Source organism: Pseudomonas sp. GW456-L13 (genome assembly GCF_017350115.1).
GTDB lineage: Bacteria > Pseudomonadota > Gammaproteobacteria > Pseudomonadales > Pseudomonadaceae > Aquipseudomonas > Aquipseudomonas jessenii.
This window is the reverse complement of record NZ_JACNAS010000001.1, coordinates 359,778-375,627: the sequence shown is the minus strand read 5'-3', so window position 1 is coordinate 375,627 and position 15,850 is coordinate 359,778. Positions and strand designations below refer to the sequence as shown.

Sequence of the window (15,850 nt, the reverse complement as noted above, 5' to 3'; positions counted from 1 at the left end):
AGATCCTGTGTTGTATGGACTGACGCCATCGCGAGCAAGCTCGCTCCCACAGGGCAAACCACTGTGGGAGCGAGCTTGCTCGCGATGGGCGCGCCACGGTCCCCCTGGCTTACACCCGACTAGAGAAACTGCCCGCTCTTGCTGTACATTCGTTCAGCCCGCCGCTACCCCGCGCGGGCCTAAACGATTGAACCAAGGAGCGTGTCGCCCATGAATCAGGAAGCCCGTTTTTCCCGCATGGAACCGGAGTTGCGCAAAGCCAACCTGATCGAGGCGACGCTGGTGTGCCTCAAGCGTCATGGCTTCCAGGGCGCGTCGATCCGCAAGATTTCCGCCGAGGCCGGGGTCTCGGTGGGGCTGATCAGCCATCACTATTCCGGCAAGGATGAACTGGTGGCCGAGGCTTACATGGCGATCACCGGGCGGGTCATGACCTTGCTGCGTGACGCCATGGAGCAAGCCGCGCCGAATGCCCGGGAACGCTTGTCGGCGTTTTTCCGCGGATCGTTCTCCGCCGAGCTGCTCGATCCGCAACTGATCGATGCGTGGCTGGCGTTCTGGGGCGCAGTGAAAACCGCCGAGGCCATCAACCAGGCCCACGATCATTCCTATGGCGAGTATCGCGGCATCCTGCGCAAGGTGCTGGCGGAGCTGGCCCAGGAGGAGGGCTGGGAAAACTTCGACGCCGACCTCGCCGCCATCAGCCTCAGCGCCTTGCTCGACGGCTTGTGGCTGGAGTCCGGGCTGAACCCCGGCACCTTCACCCCGGAGCAGGGCATCCAGATTTGCGAGGCCTGGGTCGATGGTTTGCAGGCCGGCGGACGACAGCGCTTCTGCGTGCAGACGAGCGACTGTTGATCAGTCGTTCAGCAATCGATACTCTCTGGCGCCGACGCAGGAAAACACTCTAATAAGAAACTGGCCCTCGGGCCTATGCCGGACACCAAGCGATGACTCCTCGGGTATTGATCGTCGATGACGATCCGCTGATTCGCGATCTGCTACACGCCTACCTGTCCCAGGAAGGTTACGACGTCCATTGCGCCGCCACGGCGGAACTGGCGGAAACCTTCCTCGCTAGCCAGACCGTCGACCTGGTGATGCTCGACATCCGCCTGCCGGGCAAGGACGGCCTGACCCTGACCCGCGAGTTGCGGGTACGTTCGGAGGTCGGGATCATCCTGATCACCGGGCGCAACGATGAAATCGACCGCATCGTCGGCCTCGAATGTGGCGCCGATGACTACGTGATCAAACCCCTCAATCCAAGGGAGCTGGTGTCCCGGGCGAAAAACCTGATTCGCCGGGTACGTCATGCGCAAACGCCAGCGCCCGCCATCGCGGCGGCCAAACCGGTCAAGCAGTTCGCCGACTGGGCGCTGGACACCGACCGTCGTCGCCTGATCGATCCGTCCGGCAGCGAAACCCTGCTGACCCACGGCGAATACCAGTTGCTCAGCGTGTTCCTGCGCAACAGCGGCCACACCCTCAGCCGCGATCAATTGATGGACCAGATCCGCAACCGCGAATGGGTGCCCAACGACCGCTCCATCGACGTGCTGGTCGGGCGCCTGCGCCGCAAGTTGCATGACGATCCGGCCGAACCTCAGTTGATCATCACCATTCACGGCGCCGGTTACCTGTTCACCGCCAGCGTGGCGGCCTGAAGCCGATGGCGCGATGGCTTTGCCTGCTGGCGATACTGGTGGCCGGCCATGCCGTCGCGGCGGACAAGGTTCGCTATTGCGATTACCCGGTGTACCCGCCGATCTCCTGGAGTGATGGCAAGCAGGTGCGTGGCCTGGCGCCCAGCGTGGTGAAGCACTTGTTCGGTCAACTGGGGTATGAAGTCGAGATGGTCGTGCTGGGCAACTGGAAACGCTGCCTGCTGGACGCCGCCGAAGGCCGGGTCGATGTGGTACTGGCCTACAGCACCGCGCAACGGGAGCAGAGCATGCTGTTCTCGACGGTGCCGGTATTGCGTGAAGAAGTGGCGTTGTTCGTCAACCGCCAGCATCCGGTGAAATTCGAACAACTGGACGACCTGGCCCATTACCGTGGCGGCCTGCTGTTCGGTGAGAGCTACGGCGTGGAGTTCGATCGCATGGTTGCGCGCAACAACAATATCGAATGGGTTTCCGACAGCCACCAGAACTTCGGCAAGTTGATTCGCGGGCGCATCGACTTCATCACTCAGGAGCGGCGCACCGGCCAGCTGTACGTGGAAAACCTGCCCGGCGGCCAGGACATCGTCGCCTTGCCCAAGGCGTTGAACGTGGACTACCTGCGGGTTGCCGTGTCGCGGCGCTCGCCCTTGGCCACTCGCATGCCCGAGATCAATGCGCAGTTGCAGCGCATGATCGATGCCGGTGACATCGAGCGCTGGCTCAACGAAAGCGAAGTGACCTACCGCGACATGATCAACCTGCCGGCGGATGCGCAATGATTCGCGCCCGTCCCGGTGGACTGTTGCGACGCCTGTTGCTGTTCATTCTGTTGTTTAGCCTGTGCTTCACCGTGCTCGCCAGCAGCGTGCAACTGTACATCGAGTATCGACGGGAAATGCGCGACATCGATTCGCGCATGGAACTGATCCGCGCCGGGTACCTGGCCAGCCTGGAACGCAGCCTCTGGGACTTGAACCAAGAGCAGTTGAATGTGCAGTTGCGCGGGCTGGTGGACTTCTCCGACGTCGCGCGGGTGCACTTGACCAGCGCCGATTTCGACCTGGTACAGGGCAATCCGGACCCTGCGGGACCGCTGCGCATCGAGCGCTTTGCCCTGGACTATCAGCCGCCGTCCGGCCCTTTGCGCAACTTGGGTGAACTGGAAGTCAGCACCGATCTGGGGGCGGTGTACCAGCGACTCTACGCCACCGGTTTGACCAGCCTGTTGTGGATGGCGGTGTTTCTCTGCGGTCTGGCCGTTGCCTTGTCGGGCTTGTTTTATCGACTGGTGACCCGGCACCTGAAAGTCATGGCCGAGTTTGCCCGGCGTATCGCCGCCGGTGAATGGCAGGAACCCTTGCATCTGGACAAGCGCCGCGGCAGTGACGAAATCGACACCGTGGCCCATGCGCTGGACGACATGCGCCGGGCGATCCTGCGGGACATCGAGCGCCGGGAAACCGATCGGCTGGCCTTGCAGGACAACCGTGACGAGTTGCTGAAAATGGTCGAGCGCCGCACCGCCAGCCTGATGCGCGCCAAGGACGAAGCGGAAGCGGCCAACCTTGCCAAGTCGCGGTTCCTGGCGACCATGAGCCACGAACTGCGCACACCCCTCAATGGCATTCTCGGCATGGCCGAATTGCTGCGCGGCGCTCGGCTGGATGCCCAGGACGGCAAACGCCTGGATGCCTTGCACAAGGCCGGCGAAGGCTTGCTGACAATCCTCAACGAAGTGCTGTATTTCGCCAAGCTGGAGGAGGGCGTCAGCCATCCCGAACCGGTGGATTTCTCGCTGCGCCAGTTGCTCGACGAGGTACTGACTCTGTTGGAACCGCGAGCGCTGAACAACGACACGATCCTCAGTTGCCGCGTCGACCGGCGGATTGCCGAGCATCACCACGGCGCCGAGCAGTTCCTGCGCCAAGTGCTGAGCAACCTGCTGGCCAACGCGATCAAGTTCACCGAAGGCGGCGAAGTCAGCGTCGAGGTGGGGCTTCTTGGCGAAACTGGCGAGCAGTTGGGACAGCGGCTGCGGGTCTGTGTCACGGATGACGGCATCGGCATTGCCCCGCAGATGCAGGAAAAGATTTTCGAGCGTTTCACCCAGGCCAGCGAAGAAGTCGCGCAACGTTTTGGGGGCACGGGGTTGGGGTTGGCGATCTGCAAACACCTGGTGGAGCAGATGGGGGGCTGCATCGGCGTGGACAGTGAAGAGGGGCGCGGCAGTTGCTTCTGGTTCGAGTTGTCCTTGCAGCCGGCCAGCGGCGTTGCTGAGGCCCCGCCGGTTCGGGCGGCGGGGCCGGCACTGAACATCCTGGTGGTCGAAGACGTGGCGCTCAACCGCGAAGTGGTCCAGGGCCTGCTGCAACGGGACGGCCACCGGGTGTGGCTCGCCGAAGAAGCGGATCAGGCGCTGCAACACTGCGCGGCGCAGGTGTTCGACCTGATGCTGCTGGACGTGCATCTGCCGGGCATTAGTGGTGTCGAGTTATGCCGCCAGATCCGCCACAGCGACGGGGCGAACCGCCATACCCGTATTTTCGCCCTGACCGCCAGCGTGCAACCGGCACTGGTGCGCGGTTATCTGGAGGCCGGCATGGACGGTGTCCTGGCCAAGCCCTTGAAGCTGGAAAACCTGCGCCAGGTGCTGGAAGGGCATGTGCCTGTGGTCGAATCGCTGCTCAGCGATGAGGCAATGGACTGGCCGCTGTTACAGACCCATCGCAGCCTGCTCGGTGCGCAAAAGGTCCAGGGTCTGCTGGCGGTTCTGCGTGACTCGATCCTGCAGCACCGCGATGCGCTGAATGAAGCCATGGCCGCCGATGACTGCACAGAGGTCGCGCAACTGGCTCACCGCCTGGCCGGTAGCTGCGATTCCCTGGGTTTTCGGGGCTTGGCCAGCACGTTAAGGGCGCTGGAGACCTTGGCGCTGGCAAACGATGAATCGGCGATCCGCCGCCTGAGCCTCACGCTCGATGAGCAATTGCAGCATTCGCTCGATACTCTCAAAGGCCTGTTGCAGAGCTGACGTACAGGTTTGTTACGACTTCGAACAACTTCGATCTTTACGGTCAACGCGAACTTACATGGCTTTCCAATAATCGACGCAACCGCCGCAGCGCGGTCTTCGAAGCTTATTGGAGATAATAATAATGAATTGCCGTAAAGCTGATCCCTCCCTGCGCCGTGACGTCCTGTCGCGCGCTGCGCACCTCTCTGACTGCTGAGGTGCCGACATGAACGAAAACACTGATCGCAGCACTGATCACAAAGGCATCCAGCTGACCCGGGCCCTCAAGAGCCGGCACATCTTCATGCTGTCCCTGGGCGGCGTCATCGGCACCGGGTTGTTCATGGGCTCTGGCGTGACCATCAACCAGGGCGGCCCGGTGGGGGCGATCCTGGCTTACCTGGTCGCGGGTTTCCTGATGTACCTGGTGATGGTCTGCCTGGGTGAACTGTCGGTGCAGATGCCGGTGTCCGGTTCGTTCCAGACCCACGCCACAAAATACATCGGCCCGGCCACCGGGTTCATGATTGGCTGGGTGTACTGGATGAGCTGGGCCACCACCGTGGGTCTGGAATTCACCGCCGCCGGCATGCTGATGACCCGTTGGTTCCCGGAGGTGCCAATCTGGTACTGGTCGGCGCTGTTCGTGGTGGTGCTGTTCGGTATCAATGCCATGGCGACCCGCGCCTTTGGTGAAGCCGAATACTGGTTTTCGGGGATCAAGGTCGCGGCGATTCTCGGTTTCATCGTGGTCGGCGTGCTGGTGATCTTCGGCGTGATGCCCCTGAGCAGCGGCGCACCCGCGCCGATGGCGACCAACCTGATCGGCGATTCGCTGTTCCCCAACGGCCTGTCAGCCGTGTTCGCGGTGATGATGACCGTGGTCTACGCGTTCCAGGGTTGCGAGATCATGGGCGTGGCTGCCGGTGAAACCGATCAGCCGGAAAAGAGCATTCCCCGCGCCGTGCGTAACGTGGTGTTCCGTGTGCTGATCTTCTACGTGCTGGCGATCATCGTGCTGTCGGCCATCGTGCCGTGGCAGCAGGCGGGCCTGATGGAAAGCCCGTTCGTGCAGGTGTTCGACATGGTCGGCATTCCCTATGCGGCCGACCTGATGAACTTCGTGATCCTTACCGCGATCCTGTCGGTGGGCAACTCCGGCCTGTATGCCTCGACGCGCATCCTGTGGGCAATGTCGAAAACCGGCATGGCGCCCAAGAGCCTGTCGCCCTTGAGCAAGCGTGGCGTGCCGCTGCGCGCCTTGAGCATCACCCTGTGCTTCGCACTGGTGTCGCTGATGACCAGCTTCGTCGCCGCCGACACCTTGTTCATGGTGCTGATGGCGGTGAGCGGCATGTCCGGCACCGTGACCTGGATTGTCATCGCGCTGGCGCAGTACAAGTTCCGCAAGGCGTATTTGCGTGACGGCGGCAAACTCCGCGACCTGAAATACCGCGCGCCGTGGTTCCCGGTGCTTCCGCTGATGTGCATCACATTGTGCTGCTCGCTGTTCGTGTTCCTGGCCCTGGATGAAACCCAGCGTCCGTCGCTGTATTGGGGCTTTGGATTCATTGCGCTGTGCTATGGCGCGTACTTCCTGATTCATCGCAAGCGCGGGGCGGTGCTGGCGCCGAGCTTGCCGGCTGCATAACACCTCCAGATAACCACTTCCCCCCCTGTGGGAGCGAGCTTGCTCGCGATGGCGGCATCAGGTCCAACATCACTGTTGACTGGTCTACCGCTATCGCGAGCAAGCTCGCTCCCACAGGGGTTTCAAGCGATTAGCCGCTGGTCGCGACTGTCAGATCTGACAGTAGATTGCATCGGAACTCCACAGCCTAATGATGCGGAATTCGTCGGTCTGCCGTGCGAGATTAAAATCAACCAGGAAGGAGCACCCAATGGACAGCAATCGGATCAGGAACGGTGACTTTACCACCGGAAACTTCGAGCATTGGACGGTGAGCGAAAATGACGGGACAGCGAAAGTCGTGAGGGATGGAAGTGGCTACAGAGCCAGAGTCACTCTGGGTAAAGGAAAGCCGGTATTGCTCGAAACAGCGCGCTTCTCAATCAGGCGGCCACAGTTCAAGCTGTCCCTTGAAGTTTCCGTGCCTGAACCCGGTGATGAAGACGCTACCACCAAGTTGTATTGCACGCTCTCCGGATTCGAGCCTTCCCAACCGATGCCAATCATATTGCTCATACCCTTCACGTTATCCGGAACCAGCACAGTATTTGAATACATCGGCGATATGCGATCTAGTGTCACTGAAGTGCAATTGTCTATTGCACTTGCGCCTGTATCTCAACCAACAGCGTTGGGACCGATCTACCTCAACAACGTGAAGTACACAGTGGATCTTTCGGATAAATCGGTCGGTTAAAACAATTCCATAGTCAGTTCCGACAACATCACCCTCAAACCCGGTTACATCTCCTGTGGGAGCGAGCTTGCTCGCGATTGCGGTAAGTCAGTCAACTGTGATGTTGAATTTGACGCCGTCATCGCGAGCAAGCTCGCTCCCACATTGGTTTGTGGTGGGCAAAAGATCTGCGACTGACGTCCTGTCGCCAGTTGTTCGAAGTTGTAACAGTACCAACGGCTCACGCTCGCCAATCAAAAAATAACTCAATAAAAACAATAATTTAACTATCTATTGAGCTTGTTACAGCCCATTTCCCCGCCGATTGCCGCCTTACTGAACGCTCGTTTAGTATGGCCTCAAGTCGCATCACCTCAGACCAAACACAATAATTCGAGGATTCCCATGACCACTCAATCGTCGCTGCTCAGTCAGGTCGAAGCAGGCGTTGCCTGGATCACCCTCAATCGCACTGCCCAGCGCAATGCGCTGGACATTCCGACGCTGAAAAACCTGCACGGCCTGCTCGACGCTTACAACGCCGATCCAGCGGTGCGCGTGGTGGTGCTCACCGGTAGCGGCCGTAGTTTCTGCGCCGGCGCGGACCTTGATGAATGGGCCGATGCCGAAGCCCGGGGTGCGTTGGAAACCTACGGCTGGACCGAAACCGCCCACGCCCTGATGACCCGCCTGCACAGCCTGGAAAAACCGACCATCGCCGCCATCAACGGCACCGCGGTCGGCGCCGGGATGGACCTGACCCTGTGCTGCGACCTGCGCATCGCCGGGCAATCGGCACGCTTCAAGGCCGGCTACACCAGCATGGCGTACTCGCCGGACGCCGGCGCCAGTTGGCACTTGCCGCGCCTGATCGGCAGCGAACAGGCCAAGCGTCTGCTGTTCCTGGACGAATTGTGGGGCGCCGACCGTGCCCTCGACGCCGGTCTGGTCGGCGATGTCTGTGCCGACGATCAACTGCTGACGGTCACCAGCGAACTGGCCGCACGCCTGGCCGCTGGCCCGACCTTTGCCTTCGCCCAGACGAAGAAACTCATGCGTGAAGGCGCCGAACGCAGCCTGGCCGAACAACTGCAAGCCGAACTCGCCGCCGGCCTGCTCTGCGGTCGCAGCGAAGACGGCAACGAAGCCCTGCGTGCCGCCATGGAAAAACGCCCGGCACGCTTCATCGGTCGTTGATTCCTCTCCATCTCCCAGAACACGAACAACAGGTAGCACCATGAATTTCCAACTGACCCAAGAACAAGAAATGTTGGTGGACTCGGTACGCAGCTTCGTCGAGAAGGAACTGCTGCCCTATGAAGAGCAAGTCGACCGCGCCGACGAGGTTTCCCCGGAACTGGCAGCGCAGATTCGCGGCAAGGCCATCGTGGCAGGTTTCTACGCCTTCAACATGCCCGAAGAAGTGGGTGGCGGTGGCCTGGACTACCTGTCCCAGGCGCTGATCGAGCGCGAGCTGTCCAAGGTGTCCTGGGCGCTGCACGTGTTTGTCGCACGGCCGTCGAAAATCCTCATGGCTTGCAAGGGCGAACAGATCAACGACTACCTGTTGCCGTGTATCCAGGGCGAAAAAATCGACTGCTTCGCCTTGACCGAACCGGGTGCCGGCTCCGATGCCAATGCGATCAAGACCCGCGCCGTGCGTGAAGGCGACGACTTCATTCTCAACGGCAGCAAGCACTTCATCAGCCACGCCGGCCACGCCGACTTCGCCATCGTCTTCGCCGTCACCGACACCTACGAACACAACGGTAAGAAGCGCAACGCCGTGACCTCGTTCCTGGTCGACCGCAACACCCCGGGCATGACCATCCGCCGTGGGCCGAAGTGCGTGAGCAACCGTGGTTATCACACCTTCGAAATGTTCTTCGACGACTGCCGCGTGCCGGCCAGCAAAGTGCTGGGCGAAGTCGGCAAGGGTTGGGACGTGGCCAACGCCTGGCTGACCGCCGGGCGCGTGATGGTCGCGGCCAACTGTGTCGGTCAGGCCCAGCGCGCACTGGACGTGTCCTTGCAATGGGCGGCGGACCGCAAGCAATTCGGCCAGCCGATCGGCACCTATCAAGGCGTGTCTTTCAAGCTGGCGGACATGGCCACGCAAATCCGCGCCGCGGAACTGCTGACCCTGCACACCGCCTGGAAAATGGACCAGGGCACCATGACCGATGGCGAGGCCGGCATGGCCAAGCTGTTCGCCAGTGAAGTGCTCGGCCGTACCGCCGACGAAGCGGTGCAGATCTTCGGCGGCATGGGCCTGATGGACGAAGGTCCGGTGGAGCGCATCTGGCGTAACGCGCGGATCGAACGGATCTGGGAAGGCACTTCGGAAATCCAGCGCCACATCATTTCCCGCGAGCTGCTGCGGCCGCTGCTGCGCTGATCGGCCCGGAGAACTCCCATGTCCCAAACCATTCGTGACAACCTCAAACGCATGCTCGCGCCGCAACACGTGGCGTTCGTCGGCGGCCGCAGCATGGCGCGCGCCCTCAAGCGCTGCGCCGAAGGCGGCTACCAAGGGCAAATGTGGCTGGTCAACCCGCAACACGACAGCCTCGAAGGCGTTCCTTGCGTGCGCAGCGTTGCCGAGCTGCCTTGCGCCCCGGACGCGGTATTCATCGCCACCAACCGTGAGTTGACCCTGACTTGCGTGGCCGAACTGGCCGCCATCGGCGCAGGCGGCGCGATCTGCTATGCCTCCGGCTTCGCCGAGACCGGTGCCGAAGGCCAGGCCCTGCAACAGCAACTGCTCAAGGTCGCTGGCGACATGGCCTTGCTCGGTCCCAACTGCTACGGCTTGCTCGACTACCTGCACAGCTCCGCTCTGTGGCCGGTGGCCCACGGCGGCAAGGCAGTCGAGAAGGGCGTGGCGGTGCTGACCCAGAGCGGCAATTTCGCCTACAACCTGTCCATGAGCGACCGCTCGCTGCCGGTGGCCTACATGGCCTCGGTGGGCAATCAGGCGCAACTGGGCGTGGCTGAACTGATGGACGTGTTGCTCGACGAACCTCGGGTCACCGCCATCGGCCTGCATCTGGAAGGCCTGAAGAATGTGCCGGGTTTTGCCCGCGCTGCGCACAAGGCACTGGAGAAGGGCATTCCGATCATCGCCCTGAAAACCGGCGTGTCGCAGATCGGTGCCGAACTGGCCTTGAGTCACACCAGTTCGCTGTCCGGCTCCGATGCGCTGTATGACGCGTTGTTCGACCGTCTCGGGGTGATTCGCGTCAGCGGCCCGGTGAGTTTTGTCGAAACCCTCAAAGCCGCGGCCTGCGGCAATCTGCCGGCGGGCAACAGCCTGATAGCGCTGGCCTGTTCCGGTGGCGACGCCGGGTTGATTGCCGACTACGCCGAACGCAACGACCTGAGCCTGCCGAAACTCGATCAAGGGCAGGTCGGTGAACTCGCGCAAGTGCTGCCGACCTATGCCAACCTGGTCAACCCGCTGGATTTCACCACCGCGATCTGGGGCGACGGCGAAGCCTTGAACCGCATGCTCGACAGCGCGCTGCGCACCGAAGCCGACGCGGCGATGCTGGTGCTCGACTATCCGTCGGAGTTCACCGGCGAGCGCAAGGAATGCGACCTGCTGCTGGAGTTGTACTGCGCGGCACTGCAACGTCACGGCAAGACCGGCTTTGTCACCTCGGCCTTCCCCGAGTTGCTGCCGGCCCATGCCCGTGAACGTCTGCACGCCCAAGGCGTCGCAGCCTTGCAGGGCGTTGAAGACGGGTTGGCCGCGTGGGGCCGCATCGCCGGTTATCAGCGCAATCGCCATGCCTTGCTGGCGCTGGGGGAATCGGCGCTGGTGCCGTTGTGCCCGCAAGCGCTGGAAGGCGAGGGACGCTTGCTCAATGAATGGGATTCCAAACAGGCGTTAAAAGCCTTTGGCCTGCCGACGCCCAACGGCGTATTGAGCACGCCGGACAAGGCCCTGAAGGACGCAGAAACCCTGGGCTATCCGCTGGTACTCAAAGCGGTCAGCGCTCAACTGCCACACAAGACCGAGGCCGGTGCCGTGGCGCTGAACCTCAAGGACGGCGCGGTATTGAGCGCTGCACTGGAGAAGATGCGCGCCAGCATTGCTGCTTACGCCCCGGGCGTCGTGTTCGATCAGCTGTTGCTCGAACCCATGGCCAAGCCGCCACTGGCTGAGCTGATTGTCGGCATCAAGCGCGAAAACGATTTCGGCCTCGCCCTGGTGATCGGTGCCGGCGGCATTCTGGTGGAGTTGCTCAAGGACAGTCGCAGTCTGTTGCTGCCGACCACCGACGGCGCGATCCGCAATGCCTTGCTCAGTCTGCGCAGCGCACCGCTACTGCAAGGTTTCCGTGGTCGTGAGTCTGCTGACCTGGACGCCTTGGTGGCCGCGATTCGCGCCGTGGCCGATTACGCCTGCGAAAACGCCGCGCAGTTGCTGGAACTCGATGTGAACCCATTGTTGGTCAGTGCCCAAGGCACGACTGCGGTCGATGCGTTGATTCGCCTCGGCCACGAGTGAGGACATGAATATGCAAAGCAAAACATTGACCGGTGGCCAGGCCCTGGTGCGCCTGTTGGCCAACTACGGCGTCGATACCGTGTTCGGCATTCCCGGCGTACACACCCTGGAGCTGTATCGCGGCTTGCCCGGCAGCGGCATCCGTCATGTGCTGACTCGTCATGAGCAGGGCGCCAGTTTCATGGCCGACGGCTACGCCCGGGTCAGCGGCAAACCCGGTGTGTGCTTCGTCATCACCGGCCCCGGCGTGACCAACGCCGCCACCGGCATCGGCCAGGCCTACGCCGACTCGATTCCGATGCTGGTGATTTCCAGCGTCAACCACAGCGCCAGCCTGGGCAAGGGCTGGGGCAGCCTGCACGAGTGCCAGGACCAGCGCGCAATGACCGCGCCGATCACTGCGTTCTCGGCCGTGGCACTGACTGCCGAAGACCTGCCGGAACTGATCGCCCGTGCCTACGCGGTGTTCGACAGCGAGCGCCCGCGCCCGGTGCACATCTCGGTGCCGCTGGACGTGTTGTCGGCGCCGATTGCCCGTGACTGGAGCAATGAGGTGGTGCGTCGTCCGGGTCGTGGCCCGGCGTCGACCACCGCAATTGATCAGGCCGTGGCCAAACTCAACGCTGCCAAGCGACCAATGATCATTGCCGGTGGTGGCGCCTTGAATGCCACCTCTGAGCTGCAAGAAGTCAGCACCCGACTGGCCGCGCCACTGTTCACCAGCGTCGCCGGTAAAGGCCTGCTGCCGCCGGACGCGCCGCTCAACGCCGGCTCATCCCTGTGTGTGGAGCCGGGCTGGAACCTGATCGCCGAGGCCGACGTGGTGCTGGCGGTCGGCACCGAAATGGCCGACACCGACTTCTGGCGCGAACGCCTGCCACTCAATGGCGAACTGCTGCGGGTGGACATCGACCCACGCAAATTCAACGACTTCTACCCCTGCGCGGTGGCGTTGCATGGCGATGCGCAACAAACCCTCAGTGGCTTGCTTGAGCGCCTGCCAACCGACGTGCGCGAGGCCAGCGCTGCGATTGCCTCGGTCGCCGCACTGCGTAAAGCGGTCAAGGCCAGCCATGGCCCCTTGCAATCGATTCATCAGTCGATCCTGGATCGCATTGCGGCGGAGCTGCCGGACAACGCTTTCATCAGCACCGACATGACCCAACTGGCCTACACCGGTAACTATGCCTTCGACAGCCTCGCCATTCGCAGTTGGTTGCACCCGACCGGCTACGGCACCTTGGGATATGGCCTGCCTGCCGGGATCGGCGCCAAATTCGGTGCGCCGCAGCGGCCTGGGCTGGTGCTGGTGGGCGACGGTGGTTTCCTCTACACCGCCCAGGAACTGGCCACCTCCGTGGAAGAACTTGACAGCCCGCTGGTGGTGCTGCTGTGGAACAACGATGCGCTGGGGCAGATCCGCGACGACATGCTCGGCCTGGACATCGAGCCCATCGGCGTATTGCCGCGCAACCCGGATTTCGCCGCCCTAGCGCGTGCGTTCGGCTGCACCGTGACCCAGCCGCAAAGCCTCGCCGAGTTGCAGACCGACTTGCGCCATGGCTTCAAGCGCAACGGCGTGACCCTGATCGAACTCAAGCATGCCTGTGCGCATTGATCTGCATTTTAAGGGGATGAAGCCATGCGCTTTTCCGATCTGACTCAACGTATCGCCGGTGACGGCGCCGCCGCGTGGGACATTCACTACCGCGCCCTGGCACTGCGCGAGCAAGGTGAAGACATTCTGCTGTTGTCCGTGGGCGATCCGGATTTCGACACGCCACAGCCCATCGTGCAGGGTGCGATCGACAGCCTGCTAAACGGCAACACGCACTATGCCGAGGTGCGCGGCAAGCGTGCCCTGCGCGAGGCCATTGCCAGGCGTCATCAACAACGCAGCGGCCAAAGCGTTTCGGCCGATCAGGTCACCGTACTGGCCGGGGCGCAATGTGCGCTGTTCAGCGTGGCCCAATGCGTACTCAATCCGGGTGACGAAGTGATCGTCGCCGAGCCCATGTACGTCACCTACGAAGCGGTATTCGGTGCTTGCGGTGCCGTGGTGGTGCCGGTGCCCGTACGCTCGGAAAACGGCTTTCGCGTGTTGCCCGAAGATGTCGCCGCGCGCATCACTCCGCGCACCCGGGCGCTGGCACTGAACAGCCCGCACAACCCGTCGGGCGCGAGCCTGCCGCGCAGCACCTGGGCCGCCTTGGCTGAGTTGTGCATCGCCCACGACCTGTGGCTGATTTCCGATGAGGTCTACAGCGAACTGCTGTTCGAAGGCGAACACGTCAGCCCGGCGAGCCTGCCGGGCATGGCCGAGCGCACCGCGACCCTCAACAGCCTGTCGAAATCCCACGCCATGACCGGTTGGCGCGTCGGCTGGGTGGTGGCGCCGCCATCTTTGGCCGCGCACCTGGAAAACCTCGCCCTGTGCATGCTCTACGGCTCGCCGGATTTCATTCAGGACGCCGCCGTGGTGGCCCTGGAAAGCAACCTGCCGGAACTCGAAGCCATGCGCGAAGCCTATCGCCAGCGTCGCGATCTGGTGTGCGACAGCCTGGCCGATTGCCCCGGCGTGCGGGCGTTGAAACCCGATGGCGGGATGTTCGTGATGCTCGATATCCGCCAGACCGGGCTCAGCGCCCAGGCGTTTGCCGACCGTCTGCTGGATCGCCACGGCGTGTCGGTCCTGGCGGGCGAGGCCTTTGGTCCGAGCGCGGCGGGGCACATTCGCCTCGGTCTGGTGGTCGGTGCCGAACCGCTGCGCGATGCCTGCCAGCGCATTGCCCGTTGTGCCCAGGAATTGATGGAGGCCCAGGTTCATGCTTAATCACAAGACACTGTTCATTGATGGCCGCTGGCAAACCCCGTCGGGGCGGGGCATCGCCGAGGTGATCAACCCGGCCACCGAGGAAGCCTGCGGCAGCGTTCCGCTGGGTGATGAACTCGATGTTGAAAACGCCGTGGCGTCGGCTCGCCGGGCCTTCGCTTCATGGTCGCGCACGCCGTCCAGCGTGCGTGCCGGTTATATCCGTGCACTGGCCGATCAACTGCGCAATCGTGCCGATGAGATGGCCGCGGTCATCACTACGGAACTGGGCATGCCGGTGCAATGGTGCCGCTCGGTGCAGGTCGACGGGCCGATCACGGGCCTTGAGCAGTACGTCGAACTGGCGCATCTCATGGACGAGGTGCGCGAAGTCGGCAACTCGCTGGTGATCCGCGAGGCCGTGGGTGTCTGCGCGTTCATCAATCCGTGGAATTACCCGCTGCACCAGTTGATCGGCAAACTGGCCCCGGCACTGGCCGCCGGTTGCACGGTGGTGGTCAAGCCGAGTCAGGAAACCCCGCTGCATGCCTTCCTGCTGGCGCAGATGATCGAGGACATCGGCCTGCCTGCCGGGGTGTTCAACCTGGTCAGCGGGCCGGGCTCGAAAGTCGGTGAAGCGCTGGCCAAACACCCGGACGTGGACATGGTGTCGTTTACCGGCTCCACCGGCGCCGGGGTGCGGGTCGCGCAAGCAGCGGCACCTTCAGTCAAACGCGTGTGCCTGGAACTGGGCGGCAAGTCGCCGTTGCTGATCGCCGAGGATGCCGACCTGGCAGCGGCGGTGCGCTACGGCGTGCAGGACGTGATGATCAACTCCGGCCAGACCTGCACCGCGCTGACCCGCATGCTGCTGCCGGCCAGCCGCTACGCGGAGGCCGTCGAACTGGCGCTGGCGGAAACGTTGAGTCTGCGCATGGGCGATCCCCTCGACCCGCAAAGCTTCCTCGGCCCGATGTGCTCGGCCGGGCAAAAACGCACCGTGCTCGATTACATCAAGGTCGGCCAACAGGAAGGCGCACGACTGCTGTGCGGCGGTGACACGCCATCGACGTTCGAGCGCGGCTTCTATGTCAGCCCGACGCTGTTCGCCGATGTCGACAACCGCATGCGCATTGCCCAGGAAGAAATCTTCGGCCCGGTGCTGTGCCTGATTCCCTACGCCGATGAGACGCAAGCGATCCAGATCGCCAACGACTCGCCGTTCGGCCTGTCCAGCGGCGTCTGGGCCGGCAGTGCCGAGCGTGCCTTGCAACTGGGGCGTCAGCTGCGCGCCGGTCAGTGCTTCCTCAACGGTGCTGCATTCAATTATCAGGCGCCGTTCGGTGGCTACAAACAGTCGGGTAACGGTCGCGAATGGGGTGAGGAGGGGCTGAACGAGTTCGTCGAAGTGAAGGCGATCCAGGTGTGACGGTTGGCGATTCAAACGTTGTATGCACCGGGCCATGGCCCGGTGTC

At 62.7% G+C, this 15,850-nt stretch carries 12 protein-coding genes; all 12 read left to right on the top strand.

Features of this window, described 5'->3' with window-relative positions; genetic code table 11:
- Positions 1-210: 210 nt before the first annotated feature.
- The 12 genes from J4D25_RS01665 (at position 211) to J4D25_RS01610 (ending at position 15,803) form a co-directional block, all read left to right on the top strand.
- Entirely contained in the window at positions 211-858 is a 648-nt protein-coding gene (locus J4D25_RS01665; RefSeq protein ID WP_007981565.1) for a TetR family transcriptional regulator C-terminal domain-containing protein, read from the top strand.
- 92 nt (positions 859-950) lie between these two features.
- Complete coding sequence (locus tag J4D25_RS01660; protein WP_057714926.1) at positions 951-1,667, top strand: response regulator; 717 nt, start codon at positions 951-953, stop codon at positions 1,665-1,667.
- 5 nt (positions 1,668-1,672) lie between these two features.
- Entirely contained in the window at positions 1,673-2,446 is a 774-nt protein-coding gene (locus J4D25_RS01655; protein ID WP_057714925.1) for an ABC transporter substrate-binding protein, read from the top strand.
- A complete protein-coding gene (locus tag J4D25_RS01650) occupies positions 2,443-4,698 on the top strand; it encodes a hybrid sensor histidine kinase/response regulator (protein WP_057714924.1) in 2,256 nt (751 codons plus the stop codon). Before J4D25_RS01655 ends, J4D25_RS01650 begins: the two co-directional genes overlap by 4 nt.
- A 208-nt stretch (positions 4,699-4,906) precedes the next feature.
- Positions 4,907-6,331 (top strand): amino acid permease, encoded by a 1,425-nt coding sequence (locus J4D25_RS01645; protein WP_057714923.1) that lies wholly within the window; start codon positions 4,907-4,909, stop codon positions 6,329-6,331.
- A 250-nt stretch (positions 6,332-6,581) separates the two neighbouring features.
- A complete protein-coding gene (locus J4D25_RS01640; RefSeq protein WP_057714922.1) occupies positions 6,582-7,067 on the top strand; it encodes a hypothetical protein in 486 nt (161 codons plus the stop codon).
- A 384-nt stretch (positions 7,068-7,451) separates the two neighbouring features.
- Positions 7,452-8,243: an enoyl-CoA hydratase/isomerase family protein gene (locus tag J4D25_RS01635; protein WP_057714921.1), complete on the top strand. Its 792-nt coding sequence runs from the start codon at positions 7,452-7,454 to the stop codon at positions 8,241-8,243.
- Positions 8,244-8,283: 40 nt separating this feature from the next.
- Entirely contained in the window at positions 8,284-9,444 is a 1,161-nt protein-coding gene (locus J4D25_RS01630) for an acyl-CoA dehydrogenase family protein (RefSeq protein ID WP_057714920.1), read from the top strand.
- Positions 9,445-9,462: 18 nt separating this feature from the next.
- A complete protein-coding gene (locus J4D25_RS01625) occupies positions 9,463-11,562 on the top strand; it encodes an acetate--CoA ligase family protein (protein ID WP_057714919.1) in 2,100 nt (699 codons plus the stop codon).
- Between the two features lie 10 nt (positions 11,563-11,572).
- Positions 11,573-13,180: a 5-guanidino-2-oxopentanoate decarboxylase gene (locus J4D25_RS01620; protein ID WP_057716611.1), complete on the top strand. Its 1,608-nt coding sequence runs from the start codon at positions 11,573-11,575 to the stop codon at positions 13,178-13,180.
- 24 nt (positions 13,181-13,204) lie between these two features.
- Positions 13,205-14,395, top strand: coding sequence for a pyridoxal phosphate-dependent aminotransferase (locus J4D25_RS01615; protein ID WP_057714918.1), 1,191 nt, complete (start codon positions 13,205-13,207; stop codon positions 14,393-14,395).
- Complete coding sequence (locus J4D25_RS01610; protein WP_057714917.1) at positions 14,388-15,803, top strand: aldehyde dehydrogenase family protein; 1,416 nt, start codon at positions 14,388-14,390, stop codon at positions 15,801-15,803. Before J4D25_RS01615 ends, J4D25_RS01610 begins: the two co-directional genes overlap by 8 nt.
- Positions 15,804-15,850: the final 47 nt, after the last annotated feature.